The organism is Streptomyces sparsogenes subsp. cuspidosporus (assembly GCF_039532705.1).
Classification (GTDB): Bacteria; Actinomycetota; Actinomycetes; order Streptomycetales; family Streptomycetaceae; genus Streptomyces; species Streptomyces sparsogenes.
This window is the reverse complement of sequence record NZ_BAAASD010000178.1, coordinates 1-524: the sequence shown is the minus strand read 5'-3', so window position 1 is coordinate 524 and position 524 is coordinate 1. Positions and strand designations below refer to the sequence as shown.

1 protein-coding gene and 1 pseudogene are annotated in these 524 nt (G+C 75.8%); one reads left to right on the top strand and one right to left on the bottom strand.

Going from position 1 to position 524, the window contains the following annotated elements:
* The coding region (locus ABFY07_RS42950; RefSeq protein ID WP_346179644.1) for a cytochrome P450 at positions 1-217 on the bottom strand (217 nt) is incomplete at its 3' end.
* A gap of 16 nt (positions 218-233) precedes the next feature.
* On the opposite strand from ABFY07_RS42950, the pseudogene ABFY07_RS42945 reads away from it, so the two are divergent.
* Positions 234-524 (top strand): annotated as a pseudogene (locus tag ABFY07_RS42945) (hypothetical protein); the annotation flags it as partial.

Genomic DNA, 524 nt, shown 5'->3' with positions numbered 1-524 from the left:
AGCGCAGCGCCTCCTCGATCATCTTCGGGAGGGCGGCGCGGTCCGCGCGGACCTCGGCGAAGGTGTCGGGGTGGTCCAGGAGCAGGAGCATCGCGCCGGAGAGCAGGTTGGCCGTGGTGTCGTTCCCGGCGACGAGGAAGGCCCGCAGGATGTCGAGGATCTCCGGCACGTCCAGCGGGCGCTCGTCGTCCACGCGGGACCCGACGAGCAGGGACACCGCCAGCGCACCGGGGATGCCCCCGAAGACCGTCCGCAGGTCGACCGGGACCCCGCAGCAGCGGATCGGCTCCCTGCTGGTCAACCCCGGCGGGCCCGGCGCCCCGGGTACGGAGGCCGCGGCCGGGCTCGTCGACAAGGTGGGGCCGGGGATCACGAACCGTTTCGACCTGGTCGGGTTCGACCCGCGCGGGGTCGGCGCGGGCAGGCCCTCGCTCGACTGCCTGACGGACGCGGAGCAGGACCGGTACCGCGCGCAGGTCTTCGCCGCCCCGGCCCCGGCCGGGGTGGCCGGGGCCGAGGCGCAC